Consider the following 18,953-nt stretch of genomic DNA (forward strand, 5'->3'; position numbering starts at 1 on the left):
TCTCAACTCCTCAGCCGTTGACACGCTCCGCGCTGGATACCACCGGCTTCGAACGCAATTCGGAAAGAATGCCGTTGAGGTGGCGCAGGTCGAAAACTTCCAGGTCGATCAACAGCTCGGTGAAGTCCGGAGAGCGCGAGCGCATGTTGATGCCCTGAATATTGCCGTTGCGGGTGCCGATCACCGTCGCCACCTGGGCAAGCGAGCCCGGCTCATTCACCGCCGTAACGACGATCTGTGCGGGAAAGCGCCCGTCGCTCAATTCGTCCACGTCCCATCGCACGTCGAGCCAGCGCTCCGGAGCGTCCTCGAAATGTTGCAGGGCCTGCGATTGAATAGGATAGATGGTGATGCCCTCGCCCGGCGTGAGAATGCCCACGATCCGGTCGCCCGGCACCGCGCCGCCGTCGGGGGCGAAGCGCACCGGCAGTTCACCATTGATGCCGCGAATGGGAATGGGCCCGACTAGCGCTTCCTCCGGCCCGTCGGGGATCTTGAACTTGAGGTTCTGCCCGCGCTTCAGTTCGAACCAGCCCTCGCCCTTGGGGGCCTTTTCAGCCGACGTGCGCTCATCCGGGCGCACGGCGCTCCAGTCCGGATAGACCGCGCGGATCAGATCATCGGTCTTGATCTCGCCGCGGCCCACGGCGGAAAAGACATCATCCAGCGTCATTCGGGCGAGGCGCGGCAGGGCCTTGGAAAGCGAATCGTCGGAAAAAGCCTTGCCCGCCTTGGAGAAGGCACGCTCCGCGATCTTGCGCCCGAGGCCTGCATATTGCGCCCGCACCGCTGCGCGTGTCGCCCGCCGTACCGCCGCGCGGGCCTTGCCGGTGACGGCGATGGTTTCCCAAGCGCCGGGCGGCGTCTGGGCCTTGGAGGTGATGATCTCCACCTCGTCGCCATTCTTCAGCTCGGACACGAGGGGCGCCACGGTGCCGTTGATCTTGCAGCCCACCGCGGTGTTCCCGACATCGGTATGCACCGCATAGGCAAAGTCGATGGGCGTGGCGCGGCGCGGCAGCGCAATCAGCCGGCCCTTGGGGGTGAAGCAGAACACCTGGTCGTGGAACAGTTCGAGCTTGGTGTGCTCCAGAAACTCCTCCGGGCTCAGCCCCTGGGCGAGGTTCTCGATGGTCTTGCGCAACCAGGCATAGGCGCGGCTTTCGTTGGAAAGCATCGCCACCTGGACGCCGGAGGCATCCTTGTAGAGCGCGTGGGCGGCAATGCCGTATTCCGCGATATCGTCCATGTCGCGGGTGCGTATCTGCAATTCCACGCGCTGGCGCCGCGGCCCGATCACCGTCGTGTGGAGCGATCGATAGTCGTTCGGCTTGGGGGTGGAAATGTAGTCCTTGAAACGGCCGGGCACGATGGGCCACTTCGTGTGCACCACGCCGAGCGCGCGATACGTGTCCTCCACAGTCTCCACGATGACGCGGAAACCGTACAAATCCGACAATTGCTCGAAACCGATCGCCTTCCGCTCCATCTTGCCCCAGATGGAATAAGGCCGCTTCTCGCGCCCCTTAACATCCGCTTTAATCTCGCGGCGCGCCAGTTCGGCCTGGAGCTCGCGCTCGATTTCTTCCACGAGCGGGCCGTTGCGTTCGCGCAACTCCGAAACACGTGCCGCGATCGAGGCATAGGCTTCTGGAGAGAGCTGGCGGAACGCCAGATCCTCAAGCTCCTCGCGCATGTCCTGCATGCCCATGCGCGCAGCGAGCGGCGCATAGATGTCCAGCGTCTCCTGGGCGACGCGATCGCGCTTTTCCTGCGGCACCCACTTCAGCGTGCGCATGTTGTGCAGGCGGTCGGCCAGCTTCACCAGCAGCACGCGCACGTCATCGGCGATCGCGAGCAGGAGCTTGCGCAGATTTTCCGCCTGCTTCGCCTGTTTGGAGACCAGATCGAGCTTCTTGATCTTGGTCAGCCCCTCCACCAAGGTCGCGATCTGGGTGCCGAACAGACGCTCGATCTCGGCCTTTGTGGCCCCTGTGTCCTCGATCGTGTCGTGCAGGAGCGCGGCGATAATGGTCGCGTCATCCAGCTTCAAGTCGGTCAGGATCGCCGCAACTTCGAGCGGATGGGAAAAATAGGGATCGCCCGAGGCGCGAAGCTGCGTGCCGTGCGCCCGCATGGCGTAGACATAGGCGCGGTCGAGCAATGCTTCGTCGGTGTTGGGATTATACCGGCGCACACGCTCGACGAGTTCGTATTGGCGCATCATGGCGCGACGGACCGTCGAAGCAGGAGGGAGCGGCGGGACACCGCCCCGTTTGAGACATTCCAAACCATATCATGGACGGTGCGCCCCGGCGCAAGGCTGAACCGGGGCGGAAGGTAAATTTATGAATGTCATCAAGGAAGAAGCAGGGTCGATCCGGTGGTCCCGCGCGATTCCAGGTCCCGATGGGCGTTCTGCGCGTCCTTCAGCGCATACGTCTGGTGCACGGGAATCTTCACCGCGCCCTTGATGACCGCCTCGAACAGATCATTCGCCGTCGCCAGAAGGTCCGCGCGGGTCGCCACATGGGTCGCAAGCGTCGGCCGGGTCGCATAGAGCGAGCCCTTCTGCGACAGGGTCAGCAAATCGAAATTCTTGATCGCGCCGGATGCATTGCCAAAGCTGACCCACAGCCCGCGCGGCTTGATGCAATCCAGCGATGCGGGATAGGTCGCTTGCCCCACGCCGTCATAGACCACGTCGCACAACTTGCCGTTTGTGATCTCCTTCACCCGGTGCACGAAATCCTCGTCGCGATAGAGAATGACGTGATCGACGCCGTTGGCGAGCGCCAGTTCCGCCTTCTCCTTCGAGCCGACGGTGCCGATGACCGTCGCGCCAAGGAAGCTCGCCCATTGCGAGAGGATCAGCCCCACGCCGCCAGCTGCGGCCTGGATCAATACCGTATCGCCTTGCTTCACCTCGAACGTGCGGCGAACGAGATATTGCGCCGTCATGCCCTTCAGCATCATCGCGGCCGCGGTGCGGTCATCGATGGAGGCCGGCAGATGGACCAAAGCGGAGGCCGGCACGTTGCGCACTTCGGCATAGGCGCCCAGCGCGGTGGCGTAGGCCACGCGATCGCCGGCGTGGAAATCATTCACATGCGGCCCCACGGCCTCGACCACGCCCGCGCCTTCGCTACCGGGCGTGAACGGCATCTGAGGCGCCTTGTACAGGCCGGTGCGGAAGTACGTATCGACAAAGTTGAGCCCGATAGCGGTGTGGCGAAGCCTCACCTCGCCCGGTCCGGGCGGCGGAACGTCCCCCTGCTCGAAGCTGAGAACTTCTGGACCGCCGGTCCGGTGCACGCGCACGATACCCACCATTTCCCGGCTCCCAGCATTGCAATTTTGCGCGAATGATAGGCACTCCCGAGCCAACGGCAAGCGGCGCGCCACTGAAACCGCCAGCAGATCGCGATTATTGCCTGAGACGACAGGGCGCGCGACAGGCAGACAGCGCGCCCGTAAAATAGGCTCCAGGACGATTCAACACCCGCCGGGAGGCGCAGATGTCTGAGACCATGCCCTATGACGTTGCGGTGATCGGTGCTGGCCCTGCGGGCCTTGCCGCAGCCCTCGGCATGGCCCGCAAGGGTCTGCACACCGCTCTCGTCACCGGGCCGGAGCGCGGCCAGGATCATCGCACCACCGCCCTGCTTGAAGGTTCGGTGCGGATTCTGACCGAATTCGGCGCATGGGATCAGTTGGCGCCTGAGGCGACGCCCCTGCGCGATTTGCGGATCGTGGATGGAACGCGCCGGCTGGTGCGCGCCCCGGAAGTGCTGTTTCGCTCCAGTGAGATCGGGCTGGAGGCGTTCGGCTATAATCTCGAAAACGAAGCGCTGCGGGGCGCACTGCGCACACTGTGCGAGGCGACACCCGGCCTCGACCTCTTCACCGCCTCACTCGAGGATGTGGCCTACGGGGATGCCGCAGTCGATCTCGTGCTGGATACAGGCGCAACCCTGTCCGCCCGCCTCATCATCGCCGCCGACGGGCGCAATTCGCGGGTTCGGGAGGCCGTTGGAATCGCCATGCGGCGCAGGGCCTATCCCCAGGTCGCGCTCACCATGACCGTGCGCCACACGCGGCCGCACGACGATATTTCCACCGAATTCCACATGGAGCACGGCCCGTTCACCTTGGTGCCGCTCTCGGGAAACCGCTCGTCCATCGTCTGCGTCGTGAGCGAGCGCGAGGCGGTGGACCTGCTGGGCCTCGATGCCGGAGCCTTCGCCCGCGAGATGGAGCGGCGTGCCTTCTCGCTGCTCGGCGCGTTCGAGGTTGAGAGCGGGCGCGGCACCTATCCGCTTGCGGCGGAGACGGCGGAAAAAGTGACGGCGCCGCGTGTGGCCCTGATGGGCGAGGCCGCCCACGTCATGCCGCCCATCGGGGCGCAGGGCCTCAACCTCGGCCTACGCGATGCCGCAACCCTGGTGACGCTCGCGAGCGAAGCGGTGGCCCAGGGCACGGATCCCGGCAGTGCGGCGGTGCTGGAGTGCTATGCCCGCGAACGTCGCAATGACGTGAGCGGACGGATGGCGGCGGTGGACCTGCTTAACCGCTCGCTTCTCTCGGATCTGGTGCCGATCCAGAGCGTGCGGGGCTTCGGGCTCTATCTTCTCGATCGTGTCGGTCCGCTGCGGCGCGGCCTGATGCGGCTCGGGATTGGAGCCCGCGCCGCTTGAGGCACCCTCATCGGATCATGTGCAGCGGCAGCATGTTCTGCTGGATCAGGTAGAGCACGCCCGTCACGGTGACCACAGACAGCACCGTGCCGAGAAGGACGCATGCCGAGGCCTCCTCCACATAGACCTTGTACTGCCGCGCCAGCACGAAGGCATTGAGCGCCGGCGGTAGGGACGCCATGAGCACGCCGGTCTTCACCCAGGTCGGAGAAAACACGCCGAGCGTGGTCAGGGCCATCAATGCCACCAGGGGATGAACCAGAAGCTTCAGCGCCAGCAAAGGGGCAAGTTCCCGTGGCACCCGCCCGAGCGGACGCAGCGCCACCGTGACCCCCAGGGTGAACAGCGCGCAGGGGGCGGCGGCATTCTTCAGGAAATCCAGCATTCGTTCCACGGCTCCGGGCGCGCGGAACTCGAAGGCAGCGGAAACGATGCCGAGCAGGGTCGCCACATTGAACGGGTGGGTCACCACCCGCTTCAACACGCCGGCCAGGGTGTGGAGCACGCTCTCGCTGCGGCCATGCACCCCCATCAGCAGGGGCACCAGGGTGAAGAAAAAGAGGCTGTCGCAGGCGAAGATGAGCGCCGCCGGCGTCGCCGCATCTTGGCCTAAAGCCGCCAACGTCAGGCCGGGGCCCATGTAGCCGACATTGGCATAGGCGCCGACCGTCGTTGCGATCGCGGCTTCCCCGACATTGCCGTTGCGCAGCCACAGGGCGAGGATCAAAGCAATGAGCGCACAGAACGATGTCGAGACCACCACCGCCAGGATGAAGCCCGGATTGATCAGCTGGGCGAACGGCGTCTGCGCCACGATGCGATAGAACAGCGCCGGCAGGGCGATATAGATGATGAAGAAGGACAGCCAGGCGAGCCCCTCCTCCGGCAGGCGCACGAAGCGCCCGCACGCATAGCCGAGGAAGATCAGGCCGAAGAACGGAAAGGCGAGGCCGAAAAGGTCGGACATGGATTGTGCACTGCGGGAGGGATCCGCCTGCTAGCGGCTTTCGCGCCGCAGGTCAAACGGTGCAGTGAGCCTCGGCCGCAACCCAGCGGCATGTTGCAGCGCATCTTGGGGCTTGCCGCCTGCCGTGGCCATGGTCATGCTGAAGCAGGACTGTCTGGGGGACCTCGCATGAAACTGCCGCGCAACTTCTTCAAGCCGCTCGCCATTGGCGCGCCTGCGCCCTATCGGGAGTTGCCGGTGCGGCTGGAGCGGATGATCCATTTCGTGCCCCCGCACATGGAGAAGATGCGCGCCAAGGTGCCGGACCTCGCCAAGCAGGTGGACGTGGTGCTCGGCAATCTGGAAGACGCGATTCCCATCGATGCCAAGGAGGCGGCGCGCTCCGGCTTCATCGAGATGGCGCGCAATGTGGATTTCGGCTCCACCGGCCTGTGGACGCGCATCAACGCCTTGAACAGCCCCTGGGCGCTGGATGACATCATCGACGTCGTTGGCGCCATCGGCCACAAGCTGGACGTCATCATGCTGCCGAAGGTCGATGGCCCCTGGGACATCGCCTATCTCGACCAGTTGCTGGCCCAGCTGGAAGCGAAGCACGCCATCGGCAAGCCGATCCTCATCCACGCCATTCTGGAGACCGCCGAAGGCGTGAAGAATGTGGAGGAGATCGCCGCCGCTTCGCCGCGCATGCACGGCATGAGCCTCGGCCCGGCGGACCTTGCGGCCTCCCGCGCGATGAAGACCACCCGCGTCGGCGGCGGCCATCCCGACTATCAAGTTCTGGCCGATCCCGACGGCGACAAGCCCCGCGCAGGCTATCAGCAGGATCTTTGGCATTATACCGTGGGCAAGATGGTGGACGCATGCGCGGCCAATGCCATCAAGCCCTTCTATGGCCCGTTCGGCGATTTTGCCGATTTGGCCGCATGCGAAAGCCAGTTCCGCAACGCCTTTCTCCAGGGCTGCGTCGGTGCATGGTCCTTGCATCCGACACAGATTGCCATTGCGAAGAAGGTTTATAGTCCCGATCCTGGTGAGGTTGCATTCGCCCTGAAGATCCTCGAAGCCATGCCCGATGGGGCCGGCGCGGTGATGATCGACGGGAAGATGCAGGACGACGCCACCTGGAAGCAGGCCAAGGTCATCGTCGATCTGGCCAAGCTTGTGTCGGAAAAAGACGCTGAAATGGCAAAGGTTTATGGCCTCTAGACGAAGGGGCCGGGAAGTTTGAGAGGTAAGAGTCACATGCCACGCGATTCAAAACCCCGGGAGCGGGCGACCTCCCCTTCGCGCGCCGACAAGGCGATGATGACTCGCGACATCGGCGAGGTGCGTGACGGCTTTGCGACACCAAGCGTGGAGACCATGCGCCTCGCCAAGTTCCGCATCGGCGAAGTCGTGCGCCACAAGCACTTCCCGTTCCGGGGCGTGGTGTTCGACGTGGATCCGGTTTTCGACAACACCGAGGAATGGTGGCAGGCGATTCCCGAGGAGATCCGCCCGCGCAAGGATCAGCCCTTCTACCATCTGCTGGCCGAGAATGCGGAGAACGAATACGTCGCCTATGTCTCCGAGCAGAACCTCGAAGCTGATCTCTCAGGCGAACCGGTGCGCCATCCCCGCGTGTCCGAGGCGTTGACCGAGGATGGCGAAGGCGGCTGGCGCATGCGCCGCGACCTCCTGAACTGATCTGCCGAGCCAAACGCCGGCCAGCATATGCGCGCCTGAGCGCTTAAATGAAAACGGCGCGCCCCAGGCGCGCCGTTTCCTTTTCCACCAGATCTATGCCGCGTGGCGCGGCGTCACTTTCCAGCAGGAGCCACAGGCGCCGCCGGAGCGCCCGGAGCAGCAGCGGGGGCCGCCTGGCCCGGCTGTCCGCCACGCTCTTCGAGCTTCTTCTGGGCCAGCTTCTGCAGTTCCTCGGCCAGCTTCTGGCGCTCCGCCGCAACCACGTTGGGATCAGAGGCCGGGCCGTCATAAGCCTTGGCGAAGTCCTTGGCCGGAAGCTGGAAGTTCAGCGTGCGTCCGCCCATCTGCAGGGCCTGGACGGTGATCGTCTGGGCCTTCTTGAGCTTGTTCACGAACTCGGCGTTCACGTCCATGGAGGCAAAGCAGCCGTTCGGGAAGCAGATCTCATACTTCAGCGCCAAAGGCGGCTGCTGGTCGATGATGACGCGCGTCCCGGGCTGAACCATCATGCCGATGGGAACGGACACGATGAACTTCATGTTCGGATCGCCCTGAACTTCGCGGATGGCAGCGGACGCGAGCGGTTGTCCGGTTTCGGCCGTGAAGTCCTGCGTGGTCATGCAGATCTGCTTGTTGGCCTGCTGGTCGTTGCCGCAAACCTTGGTCCAGGGCGTGTTGATGCCGGGAACCGCGACCGAGGCCGGGGCGCCGCCCTGGGCCTGGGGCTGGCCCTGGGGCGCGGCGGGCGCCTGCGCGGGGGCGGCGGGCTTGGCGGGCTTCGCGGGCTGCGTCTGGGCGAACGCGCCGCCGGCGACGCCGAGGGTCAATGCCATCGCGGCAAGGCCGCCGACACGGCGCAAAATTTTCGCTTTCATCATATTTCAAAAATTCCCTGTCGCGTGGCACCGGCCGGGTGGATCGGCTGGACCCCTCTTAACCTCGGCTCTGTCGGTGTCAATTGAGGCAACACGGTGACGGGGAACCGCTTCCGTGCGCGTATGTGATACCTTGACCAACATTGCGGCTGTCACACGACAGCGTCGCTGCTGGAGATCAAAACACCTGCCGATGCGACAGGCCGCCGCCATCCTTCTCGCGCTGCTGCTTTTCGGGCCGCACCCAGCCGGCGCACAACCGGTCCATGCCATCGCGATGCATGGGGAGCCGGCCTATCCGCCGGGGTTCGACCATTTCGCCTATGCCAATCCCGCAGCGCCCCAGGGCGGACGCCTCACGCTGTCCCTGCCCGGCACCTTCGATAGTCTCAACCCCTTCATCGTAAAGGGATCTTCGACCGCGTTCATCCGCAACAACGTGGTCGAGAGCCTGATGGTGCGCGGCTTTGACGAGCCCTTCACCCTCTATGGCCAACTGGCTCAGAGTGTCGAAACCGACCCCCAGCGCTCCTTTGTGACCTTCACGCTGGACCCGCGCGCCCGGTTCTCGGACGGAACACCGGTGACGGCGGATGATGTGGTGTTTTCCTACCAGCTTCTGCGGGAGAAGGGCCGGCCCAACCACCGCCTGTATTATGGCAAGATCGCCCGCGCCGAGATCCTGGCCGAGCGGGTGGTGCGATTCGATTTTCAAAGCCCGGACAGGGAGTTGCCCCTCATCATGGGGTTGATGCCGGTGTTCGCCCGCCATGCCACGGACCCCGCGAAGTTCGAGGAAACCAGCCTTAAGCCGCCGCTCGGGTCCGGCCCCTACAAGGTGGTGGCGGTGGAGCCGGGCGCGAGCGTGACGCTGGCCAAGGACCCCTCCTATTGGGGCCGGGACCTGCCGACGAATCGGGGATTCAACAACTTCTCGCAGCTTCGATTCGACTATTTCCGCGAACAAAACAGCGAATTTGAAGCTTTTAAGCGTCGGCTTGTCGATGTGCGGTTTGAGAGCGATCCGGGCCGGTGGGAAACCGGCTACGATTTTCCTGCCGCCCGCGCAGGCGAGGTCATCCGCGAGGTGATCCCCACCGGGCTACCGAAGCCCCACTATGCCCTGGTGTTCAACACCCGCCGCGCGGTGTTCGCGGACGTGCGGGTGCGCCGGGCGATCATCGAACTGTTCGATTTCGCCTGGCTCGACCGCAATTTCTACCACGGCCTCTACGCCCGGACCGCCGGCTTCTTCGATGGCTCGGAACTCTCGGCCATCGGCCGTAAGGCCGACGCGGCGGAGCGGGCGATGCTCGCCGCTTTCCCTGGGGCGGTGCGCGCCGATGTGCTGGAGGGCACCTATGCCCCGCCCGCCGCCGACGGCACCGGCCGCGACCGGCTGCGGCTGAAGGCGGCGCTCGACCTGTTCGCCGAGGCCGGCTGGCAGCTGAAGGACGCGAAGCTGCGCCGCACCGACACGGGCGAGCCGATGCGCTTCGAGATCATGGTCACGACCCGCGAGCAGGAGCGCCTATGCCTCGCCTTCGCCAGCCAGCTGGCGCGGGCCGGCATCGCGGCCAATGTGCGGATCGTCGACGCGGTGCAATTCGATGCCCGGCGCAATTCCTATGATTTCGACATGGTGCCCTTCGTGTGGGGACAATCCCTGTCTCCCGGCAACGAGCAGGCCTTCTATTTCGGCTCCGCCGCCGCCGACCAGCCGGGCACGCGCAATTACATGGGCATGAAGAGCGCCGCCGCCGATACGCTGATCGCGGCCATGATTGCCGCCAACAGCCGGGCGGACCTCGTGGCGGCCTCGCGGGCGCTGGACCGGGTGCTGATCTCGGGCGCCTATGGGGTGCCGCTGTTCCACGCGCCGGGCCAATGGCTCGCCCGCTGGTCCTCCATCCACCTGCCGGGCCAGGCCTCGCTCTATGGCACCTTGCCGGAAACCTGGTGGCACACGCCGCAGTGAAGCGGCGCGGCGGCCGCTGCCGGGAGGGTGCCGCGAACCCCAAGCGTGCGCTTGTATGCCGGGCGGTTCGCACCGGCTTCAACCGCTTGATTTCCTTGCACCCCGCCCGCGCCCGGCCGCCCTCCCGCCATGCTGGAGGCGCCCCCAGGCCGGGGTTCGCGGAACGGCACCAAACTTGTGCGCGGCTTCGGCATCTTACACATTAGGAGGTCGCCCCCTCACGGGGGCGTGGATCGAAACGGCTGCGCGGATGCGGCCGAGCATCTCGCCCTGTGTCGCCCCCTCACGGGGGCGTGGATCGAAACTCGTACCATCTCGCCGGCCGCGCGATTGGCGCCGCGTCGCCCCCTCACGGGGGCGTGGATCGAAACGCTATAGGCGGGCTGGGCAAATGTCTGCCCCGGCCGTCGCCCCCTCACGGGGGCGTGGATCGAAACCAGATAGGTTTTCGCGGTGATCTCGGAGCCTTGGTCGCCCCCTCACGGGGGCGTGGATCGAAACAGGGCAAGGACATCGCCAGCCTCAGCGATAGGCAGCGTCGCCCCCTCACGGGGGCGTGGATCGAAACGGCGACAGCAGCGTGTTGAGCAGAAACGACCCGCCGGTCGCCCCCTCGCGGGGGCGTGGATCGAAACGTCAGCCAGACAGGATCGGCCATTTGCAGTCTCCGGTCGCCCCCTCGCGGGGGCGTGGATCGAAACATCCCGAGCCGCATCCGCGACAACCGGCTGCTGGTCGCCCCCTCGCGGGGGCGTGGATCGAAACGCAGAGTGCGGTGGGCCTGGAAGGTGCGCTCCAGGTCGCCCCCTCACGGGGGCGTGGATCGAAACATGCCGACCCCTCCGCAGCTGCGCGGGCTCATGAGTCGCCCCCTCACGGGGGCGTGGATCGAAACTACATCGACGTTGCGGAACGGCTGAACAAGAAGACGTCGCCCCCTCACGGGGGCGTGGATCGAAACCTCACCGTCGGCAAGATAGGCGATCATGCCGGGGGGTCGCCCCCTCGCGGGGGCGTGGATCGAAACGCCGACGCCTCCCTGCCGCCCCCCAGATTGGTGCGTCGCCCCCTCGCGGGGGCGTGGATCGAAACACCACGCCGTGGTATGCGGCATCGCTGAAATCCTGGTCGCCCCCTCGCGGGGGCGTGGATCGAAACGATGCAGGTTTTCGCTTCTGGCACAGATACCATGTCGCCCCCTCGCGGGGGCGTGGATCGAAACACCTGCGCGCTCGCAAGCCTCGACACCTCGGTGGAGTCGCCCCCTCGCGGGCGTGGATCGAAACGTCCACATCGAGCGCCGCGAACATCTCGGGTGCGGTCGCCCCCTCGCGGGGGCGTGGATCGAAACTCCGTGTCGAAGTTTTGAGAGTCGGCACCGGCAGTCGCCCCCTCCCGGGGGCGTGGATCGAAATGGGCTCTCGCCCGATCAGGTCTTCGCGATCATGGAGTCGCCCCCTCGCGGGGGCGTGGATCGAAACCAGACCAAAAAGATAGTCGAGGCCGAGGGATCTTGTCGCCCCTTCACGGGGCGTGGATCGAAACGAGTGCAGGATGTTGAAATAGGTCTGGCTGTCCGTCGCCCCCTCACGGGGGCGTGGATCGAAACTAGTTCGCAGCGCCGGTAAGCGCCGCAAACACGCGTCGCCCCCTCACGGGGGCGTGGATCGAAACTTCTGCGCGGGCGGGGCATGATCGACACCGTCGTGCGTCGCCTGCCCACCGGCACCCGACCCCTCAGGCGATCTCCACCACTTCCACCTCGGCCCCGGCCACCTGGGCGACATCGCCCACGCTCTTGCCCATGAGCGCGCGGGCGAGCGGGGAGACGTAGGAAACCGAGCCCTGTGCCGGGTCCGCCTCATCCTCGCCGACGATGCGATAGGTCTGGCGGCGCCCGTCTTCGCGCTCGAAGGTCACGCGCATGCCGAACTGGAGCGTATCGGAACCCGGCTCCGGCTCCACCACGCGGGCGGTGGCGCGGCGGGCGGAGAAATAGCGCAGGTCCCGCGTCGCCCGCGCCATGGCGGTACGGTCCGCCTGCACCTCGCCCACCGCCTGCGCCGCGCCATAGGCGGCGCGCGCCTGCGCCAGCGCCGCGTCCAGCGCGGCCAGCCCCTGCGCCGTCACCAGATTCGGATGAGGCGAAATGGGCCGGTCCGGCAGGTCCGCCGCCGTGGCTTCGAGATCATTTTCCTTGGTGAAGGCAACGGACATCGCAACGGGGTTTCAGCTGGGCGCCGGGGTGGCGCCGGGAAGGGAGCGTCGTTCACATATAGGCAGCAAAGCACCGGGTGCCATCCCGAAGCGGGCGGGCCGGGCACCTTTCCCCAGCGTCGCGTGGCTCTACCGTCCCCTCCCCGCACCCTGCCCCATCCGCCAGCCCGCCCCAAGGGAAACGCGCGGGAACCGCACCTTGGGCGGCGCGTTCATACGGTAGAGGAGAACCAAGCCATGAAGACAAGCATCGTATTGGCCTTCGTTGGCCTTGCCGCGCTGACCGGCCCCGTGGCCGCGCAAGGCGTGGTGCGCGGCGCCCAGGAAGGCGCTGCGGTCGGCAACAACGCTGCTGGCCCGGTGGGCGCGGCCGTAGGTGGGGCCGTGGGCGGCGTCACCGGTGGTGTGGTTGGCGGCGTGAAGGGGGTGCTCGGCATTCCCCAGAACACCAAGGTGAAAAAGCACACCGCCAGCAGCACCAAGACCCACAAGGTCACGAAATCCAAGACCACGGCGGCCACGACACCGGCGCCGACCCCGACTTCGGCGCCCGCCACCACGCCCGCCGCGAGTTCAACTGTGGCTCCGGCCACCGCGCCGGCTCCGGCGACGACGTCAACCCCCAGCCCCGCGGCTCCCACACAGGCGACCACGACGCCCCCGCCCGCAACGCCGCCGACCACCAGCAACTGATAAGATTGCTTGTGCGATAAGGGTCGCGCCATCAGGTGCGGCCCCCGCTCGCGCATCAGGCGGGGCGGATCGCCGGCGCGGATGCTGACGGCAAGATTGCCTCGCCTCAGCTGGCTTCCGCCATCATCTGCCGTTCCTTGATATGGCTGACCACGGCATCCAGCTCGACCGGCCGCGAGAACAGGAAGCCCTGTGCCAGCTGGATGCCCAGCGACTGGAGATCCGCGAGCTGGCTTTTCGTTTCAATACCTTCCGCGATCACCCGGACGTCGAACTCGCGCGCGATCTTCACCACCATGTCCACCAGCGCCGGATTTTGCGACGCGGCGCCGAAGTCTTGCGCGCCGAGGGCCTGGGTGAAGGATTTATCGACCTTGATCACGTCGACCCGGATGGACCGCAGGCAGGCGATATTTGAAAAGCCGACGCCGAAATCGTCGAGGGCGATGAGAGCGCCATGGGCGCGCAGGCGATTGACCACATCCTGCACGACGGCCGAATTGTAATCGACCATCTCCCGCTCGGTCAGTTCGAACATGACGCGATTGAGCGCGCTGCCATCGCCGCCGAATGCCGTGACGGCGGCCTCCAGAAGGCGCTCATCGGCCAGCTGGCTCGGCGGCACATTGATGCCGACATAGATGTTGTCGTTGGTTTCGCGCAGGCGCTTGAGATCCTTGGCGGCCTGCGTCATCACCCAGGTGGTGGTATCGTGAATGAGGGTGCTTTTCTCCAGCCAGGGAATGAAGGCGGAGGGCGGCAAGGTGCCGAACTGCCGGGTGCGCCAGCGCAGCAGGGCCTCGACCCCCACCCATTCCCCGCTCTCGATTTCCACGGTCGGCAGGTACAGCAGGAAGAATTCGCTGCGACGCAGGGCCCCGCGCACCTGTCCGGAAATCGATATCCGCCGGCGCATCATGGCGATCGGTCCGAACCAGCAGACCGTGCCCAGCACCGCGAACAGGCCGATGTGGACCGGCAGGCGCTGCGCCCACGCTTCCAGAAGCGCCGTTTCAGGCACCGAAACGCCGACCGAGACCGGCCAGGCGGCGGAGTGCACCGCAACCTCGGCATGGGCATCCCACCAGCTCGTTTCGGGAAAGGCGACAACGCGGCGGACGGGTCGCCCGCCTGCCTGCTCAAATCCGGCGGCGAGATGCACCTCGGTGCGGGCATCCCTTTGCGACACCAGGAAGGGCGTCAGCAGGCAGCGGGTGTCCGCATGGGCAACGGCAACGACACCGTTGCCCCCCTCCGCCGAGACGAGCACGACCGTATTCTCCGACCGCGGCGACTGGCAGAAGCCGCTTGAGAAGAAGGCGTCCACCGGCGGCTTCCATACGCAGACGGTCGAGCCGTGCTTGCGCAACTCGATCTCCTCGACCGCGACGGTGCGCAGGAGGCGTCCGACGATGGAGGAGATTTCCTCCTGCTGGCAATCCGACGGCGCTCCCTCGGCGACCGCATGCATGGCCCGCTTCGTAAGATCTAGATTTCGATCAACCCAAGAGACCATGCCGGTGGTCTGATTGTGCAGATTCAACAAACTGTCGGAACGGGCATCGCGAAAATCAATAACACAATAAATTAGAAAAAATACTGAAATAACGCCTGCGAATACGGATACCAAAGCCACTTCAGCTCTTTTCGTTGAAGATAACATTTGGCTACTTTCGCATCTCGGGTTCTGGTTGCAATAAGTGACCGCTCGAAAAAAGACTGCTCATGAGATGGACGCGGGCTGCTGGGGCCGATTACTCTAAGATGAGCGATTGTGATGGTACCACCCAATATCAGTGGGCACGCGCCTGCACCAGTGGCAAATTACGGCCACACGACGCGCGCATCCGGAGCGAAGATCAAAAAACAACCTTCTTCCTTCAGCAGAACACCTCGCACCTGCAGCCATCGCAAAAAAGGAGAAACTCGACCTTTTTTTCAAGAATCCACTCGATCCAGTCTTCGTAAACACACCCTATATGATCTATATTATCATAATATTATAATTCGCAATTCGAAACAATTATGAAGAAAATTGTAAGTATATGAAAATATAAAATCACATACTTCGTTTTATTATTTTCTAAAATTACATAAAATATAACAGTTCTGTGTATATTATTATTTAATTTACGATTCTTGATGTCCATAAAGTATTTTATACTAAAACTTATATTCAGAATTCATAATTACGTTAAATTTCACGACATGCCATGTCGCGCATCACAACCGTAGCCCGCAAAATTTGCCCACCTAAAATCGATTTAATTGCCATTTCGCGCCAAAGCCCCGGAATACATTCAGGCCACCCGGCGCTTCTCCACCAGCGCGGCGAGTTTCTTGAGCACCGAGAGCGTGCCCTTCAGCCGGGCCTCGGCGGTGGGCCATTCGCGCAGGAACACCACCTTGAAGTCCGGCCGCACCTTGGCCTGCGGCCCCTCGGCATTGATCATCTGCACGAGGCCGGCGGGGTCGGCGAACTGGTTGTCGCGGAAGGCGAGCACCACACCCTTGGGGCCGGCATCCACCTTGCCCACATTGGCGCGGCGCGCGAGCGCCTTGATCTGGGTGAGGCGGATGAGGTGCGTCACCTCCTCCGGTGCCGGGCCGAAGCGGTCCACCAGCTCGGCCCCGAAGGAATCCAGCTCCGCGTCGGTCTCGATGTCCGCGAGCCGGCGATAGAGCGCAAGGCGCACGTGCAGGTCGGTCACATAGTCTTCCGGGATCAGCACCGGCATGCCGATGGTGATGTTGGGCGACCATTTGTCGGCGGCGATCTCGGTGATACCGGCCTTCAGGTGGGCGATCGCCTCCTGCAGCATCTCCTGATACAGCTCGTAGCCGACTTCCTTGATATGGCCGGACTGCTCGTCGCCCAGCAGGTTGCCGGCGCCGCGAATGTCGAGATCGTGGCTCGCGAGCTGGAAGCCGGCGCCGAGCGTCTCCAGGGATTGCAGCACTTTCAGCCGCCGCTCGGCCTGCGTGGTCATGGGCTTTGAGGCGGGCGTGGTGAACAAAGCATAGGCCCGCGCCTTCGCCCGGCCCACGCGTCCGCGCAGCTGGTACAGCTGGGCGAGGCCGAACATGTCGGCGCGATGGACGATCAGCGTGTTGGCGTTCGGCACGTCGAGCCCGCTTTCCACGATGGTGGTGGAGAGCAGTACGTCATATTGCCCGTCATAGAAGGCGGACATGATGTCTTCCAGCGCGGTTGCCGCCATCTGGCCGTTCGCCACCGCCACCTTCAGTTCCGGCACCTGCTTTTCCAGGAACTCGCGCACTTCGGCGAGATCGTCGATGCGCGGCACCACATAGAAGCTCTGCCCGCCGCGATAGCGCTCGCGCAGCAAGGCTTCGCGGATGGTGAGCGGGTCGAACGGCGTGATGAAGGTGCGCACCGCGAGCCGATCCACCGGCGGGGTGGCGATGAGCGAGAGTTCGCGCACCCCCGTCATGGCGAGTTGCAGCGTGCGGGGAATGGGTGTCGCGGTGAGGGTGAGGACATGCACCTCCGCCCGCAGCGCCTTCAGCCGCTCCTTGTGGGCGACGCCGAAATGCTGCTCCTCATCCACGATGACGAGGCCGAGATCGCGGAAATGAATGCCCTTGCCCAGCAGGGCATGGGTGCCGACAACGATGTCCACCTGCCCGTCCGCCAGCCCCGCCTTCACCGCCGTGAGGTCTTTGCCGGTCACAAGGCGCGAGGCCTGGGCGATGTTCACCGGCAGCCCCTTGAAGCGCTCGGTGAAGGTTCGGAAATGCTGGCGCGCCAGCAGCGTGGTGGGCACGACCACCGCCACCTGCTTGCCGGACAGCGCCACAGCGAAGGCGGCGCGCAGCGCCACTTCCGTCTTGCCGAAGCCCACGTCGCCGCACACCAGGCGATCCATGGGATGGCCGGAGCCGAGATCGTCCAGCACCGCCTCGATGGCGGCCTGCTGGTCGTCGGTCTCCTCATAGGCGAAGCGAGCGCGGAATTCGTCGTAGAGCCCGGCGGCCGGCACCAGGCGCGGGGCTTCGGAGAGCTGGCGCGCGGCGGCGATCTTGATCAGCTCGCCCGCCATCTCGCGGATGCGCTTCTTCATCCGCGCCTTGCGCGTCTGCCAGCCGCCGCCGCCCAATTTATCGAGCTGGGCCTCGGTGTCCTCCGAGCCGTAGCGCGTCAGGAGTTCCAGATTCTCCACCGGCAGGAACAGCTTGTCGCCGCCGGCATAATGGATCTCCAGGCAATCGTGCGGGGCACCCATGGCCTCGATGGCCTTGAGCCCGATGAAGCGGCCGATGCCGTGGTCCACGTGCACCACGAGGTCGCCGGCGGTGAGCGCGTTCAGCTCGGACAGCACGTCCTGCGCGCGCCGCGCCTTGCGCTTGGGCCGCACGAGGCGGTCGCCGAGAATGTCCTGTTCGCCGATGATGGCGAAATCGGGCGTCTCGAACCCCACTTCCAGCCCATAGACCGCCAGCGCCGCCTTGGTCTTCGGCAGCGCATCCAGCAGGGCGAAGCGGGAGATCGCGGTGGTGTCCTTCAGCCCATGGTCGGCGAGCACGGTGCCGAGACGCTCGCGCGAGCCTTCCGACCAGCCGGCGAGAATCACCTTCTTGGTCTTCTGCAGCGTGCGCACGTGCTCCACCGCGAGGTCGAACACATTGACCTCCGGGTCGGCGCGCTCCGCCGCGAACGAACGGCCCTGCACGCCGCCGATGTCGATCACCTTGCCGCGCGAGGTCTCGGGCGTCGCGAAGGAGGAGATGCGCACCAAAGCCGAAGCTGCGAGCCGGTCGCTCCATTCCTTGCCGGAGAGATAGAGCCGGTCCGGCGGCAAGGGCTTGTAGACCGCGCCGCCGCCGGCCAGCGCCAGCGCTTCCTTTCGCGCCGCGTAATATTCCTCGATCTGGCCGATGCGCTCGCCGGCCGCTTCCTCGGTCAGCGGATCCACCACCAGCGGCACGCCCTCGAGATAATCGAACAGCGTGTCGAGCCCCTCGTGGAACAGCGGCAGCCAATGTTCCATGCCGGCGTGGCGGCGGCCTTCGCTGACCGCCTCATAGAGCGTGTCGCCCTTGGTATTGGCGCCGAATTCCGCGAGATAGGCCATGCGGAAGCGGCGCATGGTATCGCTGGTGAGCTGGAACTCGGCCATGGGCACCAGTTCCAGCGCCGACATCTGGCCTGAGGTGCGCTGCGTCTCCGGATCGAAGGCGCGGATGCTTTCCAGCGTATCGCCGAAGAAATCCAGGCGGATCGGCTGCGCCAATCCGGGCGGGAACAGATCGATCAAGCCGCCGCGCACGGCATATTCGCCGGTGTCGCGCACGGTGGGCGTGCGCAGATAGCCGTTGCGCTCGGCCCATTCCACGATGCCTTCCAACGCCATGGCATTGCCGGGCTTGGCGGCAAGCGACTGGGCCGCCAGCACCTCCTTCGCCGGCACGCGCTGTACGCTGGCGTTCACCGTGGTGAGCAGGACGCTCGCCTCCCCGCCGCGCACACGGGCGAGCCGCGCCAGCGTCGACATGCGCCGCGCCACGATGGCACCGTTGGGCGAGGCACGGTCGTAGGGCAGGCAATCCCAGGAGGGGAAGGTCAGCACCTCAAGCTCGGGCGCATAAAAGGCGAGACCCCGCTCCAGCGCCGCCATCCGTTGCCCGTCCCGACACAGGACGACGAGACTCGGCCATTTCGCATTCTTTTTCGCCGCGAGGGAGCGGGCGAGATCGGCGACGATGAGGCCTTCCAGCCCGTCCGGCACGCGCGAGAGGGTCAGCGGCACGCCGGGGGCGATGTCTTCGGCAAGGGGACGGGGACGCTTCACGGATCGGTTCCAATTACACGGACA

Annotated in this window: 12 protein-coding genes and 1 CRISPR repeat array; of the genes, 5 read left to right on the forward strand and 7 right to left on the reverse strand. The window is 65.0% G+C overall.

Features of this window, described 5'->3' with window-relative positions:
• Nucleotides 1–10: 10 nt before the first annotated feature.
• Nucleotides 11–2,227 carry a RelA/SpoT family protein gene (locus V5F68_RS11515; RefSeq protein WP_394014872.1) on the reverse strand — a complete coding sequence of 739 codons (2,217 nt, stop codon included), beginning with the start codon at nucleotides 2,225–2,227 and terminating at the stop codon, nucleotides 11–13.
• A 131-nt stretch (nucleotides 2,228–2,358) separates the two neighbouring features.
• Entirely contained in the window at nucleotides 2,359–3,333 is a 975-nt protein-coding gene (locus tag V5F68_RS11520) for a quinone oxidoreductase family protein (protein WP_348844986.1), read from the reverse strand.
• A gap of 185 nt (nucleotides 3,334–3,518) precedes the next feature.
• Between V5F68_RS11520 and V5F68_RS11525 the strand changes: the two genes are divergently transcribed.
• Nucleotides 3,519–4,697: a UbiH/UbiF family hydroxylase gene (locus tag V5F68_RS11525; RefSeq protein WP_394014873.1), complete on the forward strand. Its 1,179-nt coding sequence runs from the start codon at nucleotides 3,519–3,521 to the stop codon at nucleotides 4,695–4,697.
• 7 nt (nucleotides 4,698–4,704) lie between these two features.
• Here the strand turns inward: V5F68_RS11525 and V5F68_RS11530 are convergent, their stop codons facing one another.
• A complete protein-coding gene (locus tag V5F68_RS11530; protein ID WP_394014874.1) occupies nucleotides 4,705–5,664 on the reverse strand; it encodes an AEC family transporter in 960 nt (319 codons plus the stop codon).
• A gap of 168 nt (nucleotides 5,665–5,832) precedes the next feature.
• Between V5F68_RS11530 and V5F68_RS11535 the strand changes: the two genes are divergently transcribed.
• The gene (locus V5F68_RS11535) at nucleotides 5,833–6,873 is read left to right on the forward strand and encodes an HpcH/HpaI aldolase/citrate lyase family protein (protein WP_394014875.1); all 1,041 of its coding nucleotides are present in this window, start codon (nucleotides 5,833–5,835) and stop codon (nucleotides 6,871–6,873) included.
• Nucleotides 6,874–7,029: 156 nt separating this feature from the next.
• Entirely contained in the window at nucleotides 7,030–7,353 is a 324-nt protein-coding gene (hspQ, locus tag V5F68_RS11540; protein WP_348845277.1) for a heat shock protein HspQ, read from the forward strand.
• 113 nt (nucleotides 7,354–7,466) lie between these two features.
• Here hspQ and V5F68_RS11545 read toward each other — a convergent pair whose 3' ends face one another.
• Entirely contained in the window at nucleotides 7,467–8,231 is a 765-nt protein-coding gene (locus tag V5F68_RS11545; protein ID WP_394014876.1) for an invasion associated locus B family protein, read from the reverse strand.
• Between the two features lie 190 nt (nucleotides 8,232–8,421).
• Between V5F68_RS11545 and V5F68_RS11550 the strand changes: the two genes are divergently transcribed.
• Nucleotides 8,422–10,206: an extracellular solute-binding protein gene (locus V5F68_RS11550; protein ID WP_394014877.1), complete on the forward strand. Its 1,785-nt coding sequence runs from the start codon at nucleotides 8,422–8,424 to the stop codon at nucleotides 10,204–10,206.
• 209 nt (nucleotides 10,207–10,415) lie between these two features.
• Nucleotides 10,416–11,429: a CRISPR direct-repeat array (repeat unit 31 nt; unit sequence GTCGCCCCCTCACGGGGGCGTGGATCGAAAC).
• A gap of 514 nt (nucleotides 11,430–11,943) precedes the next feature.
• Here the strand turns inward: V5F68_RS11550 and greA are convergent.
• On the reverse strand, nucleotides 11,944–12,423 hold the full coding sequence (gene greA / locus V5F68_RS11555) for a transcription elongation factor GreA (RefSeq protein ID WP_394014878.1): 480 nt from the start codon (nucleotides 12,421–12,423) through the stop codon (nucleotides 11,944–11,946).
• 237 nt (nucleotides 12,424–12,660) lie between these two features.
• Between greA and V5F68_RS11560 the strand changes: the two genes are divergently transcribed.
• The gene (locus tag V5F68_RS11560; protein WP_394014879.1) at nucleotides 12,661–13,116 is read left to right on the forward strand and encodes a hypothetical protein; all 456 of its coding nucleotides are present in this window, start codon (nucleotides 12,661–12,663) and stop codon (nucleotides 13,114–13,116) included.
• Between the two features lie 106 nt (nucleotides 13,117–13,222).
• Here V5F68_RS11560 and V5F68_RS11565 read toward each other — a convergent pair whose 3' ends face one another.
• Both V5F68_RS11565 and mfd read right to left on the reverse strand, forming a co-directional pair.
• Entirely contained in the window at nucleotides 13,223–14,587 is a 1,365-nt protein-coding gene (locus V5F68_RS11565; protein WP_394014880.1) for an EAL domain-containing protein, read from the reverse strand.
• 829 nt (nucleotides 14,588–15,416) lie between these two features.
• A complete protein-coding gene (gene mfd / locus V5F68_RS11570; RefSeq protein WP_394014881.1) occupies nucleotides 15,417–18,929 on the reverse strand; it encodes a transcription-repair coupling factor in 3,513 nt (1,170 codons plus the stop codon).
• Nucleotides 18,930–18,953: the final 24 nt, after the last annotated feature.

The organism is Roseixanthobacter pseudopolyaromaticivorans, assembly GCF_043195145.2.
In the GTDB taxonomy this organism is placed as follows: domain Bacteria; phylum Pseudomonadota; class Alphaproteobacteria; order Rhizobiales; family Xanthobacteraceae; genus NCEH01.

Coding starts and splice junctions, on each gene's coding strand:
- V5F68_RS11565 (WP_394014880.1), bottom strand. CDS start 14,587: ATGCATGCGGTCGCCGAGGGAGCGCCGTCGGATTGCCAGCAGGAGGAA.
- V5F68_RS11550 (WP_394014877.1), top strand. CDS start 8,422: ATGCGACAGGCCGCCGCCATCCTTCTCGCGCTGCTGCTTTTCGGGCCG.
- V5F68_RS11520 (WP_348844986.1), bottom strand. CDS start 3,333: ATGGTGGGTATCGTGCGCGTGCACCGGACCGGCGGTCCAGAAGTTCTC.
- V5F68_RS11560 (WP_394014879.1), top strand. CDS start 12,661: ATGAAGACAAGCATCGTATTGGCCTTCGTTGGCCTTGCCGCGCTGACC.
- hspQ (WP_348845277.1), top strand. CDS start 7,030: ATGCGCCTCGCCAAGTTCCGCATCGGCGAAGTCGTGCGCCACAAGCAC.
- V5F68_RS11515 (WP_394014872.1), bottom strand. CDS start 2,227: ATGATGCGCCAATACGAACTCGTCGAGCGTGTGCGCCGGTATAATCCC.
- V5F68_RS11525 (WP_394014873.1), top strand. CDS start 3,519: ATGTCTGAGACCATGCCCTATGACGTTGCGGTGATCGGTGCTGGCCCT.
- greA (WP_394014878.1), bottom strand. CDS start 12,423: ATGTCCGTTGCCTTCACCAAGGAAAATGATCTCGAAGCCACGGCGGCG.
- V5F68_RS11535 (WP_394014875.1), top strand. CDS start 5,833: ATGAAACTGCCGCGCAACTTCTTCAAGCCGCTCGCCATTGGCGCGCCT.
- V5F68_RS11545 (WP_394014876.1), bottom strand. CDS start 8,231: ATGATGAAAGCGAAAATTTTGCGCCGTGTCGGCGGCCTTGCCGCGATG.
- V5F68_RS11530 (WP_394014874.1), bottom strand. CDS start 5,664: ATGTCCGACCTTTTCGGCCTCGCCTTTCCGTTCTTCGGCCTGATCTTC.